We start from the raw sequence: 586 nt of genomic DNA on the forward strand, positions 1-586 counted from the left end.
GGCTCCTACCTATGCTGCACAATGGCGACCACGTCTCAGTGACAGCCTGCAGTAAAGCTCTATAGGGTCTTCGCTTCCCCTTGGGGGTCTCCAGACTCCGCACTGGAACGTACAGTTCACCGGGCCCAACGTTGGGACAGTGGCGCTCTCATTGATCCATTCATGCAAGCCGCTACTGAAGCGGCAAGGTACTACGCTACCTTAAGAGGGTCATAGTTACCCCCGCCGTTAACGGGTCCTTCGTCCCATTGTACTGGGTGTTCAGATACCCGCACTGGGCAGGATTCAGTGACCGTACGAGTCCTTGCGGATTTGCGGTCACCTATGTTGTTACTAGACAGTTGGAGCGCCCGAGTCACTGCGACCTGCCCCATTGCAGGGCAGGCATCCCTTATTGCGAACGTACGGGACTAACTTGCCGAATTCCCTAACGTCGGTTATTCCCGACAGACCTTGGCTTTCGCTGCCACGAGTACCTGTGTCGGATCTCGGTACGGACGGTATGCTCGTCTTTTCACGGGCTCCAGGTTGGCTCGACTTGCGCTATCCAGCCATTCGATCGCTTCGTGCCATTACGGCTTCCACG

General features: G+C 56.5%; 1 rRNA gene. It reads right to left on the reverse strand.

Annotation, left to right across the window (positions count from 1 at the left end):
• Nucleotides 1–586, reverse strand: a 23S ribosomal RNA gene (locus SM755_RS23320); the annotation flags it as partial.

Source organism: Natrialba sp. PRR66 (assembly GCF_034808065.1).
Lineage (GTDB): Archaea > Halobacteriota > Halobacteria > Halobacteriales > Natrialbaceae > Natrialba > Natrialba aegyptia.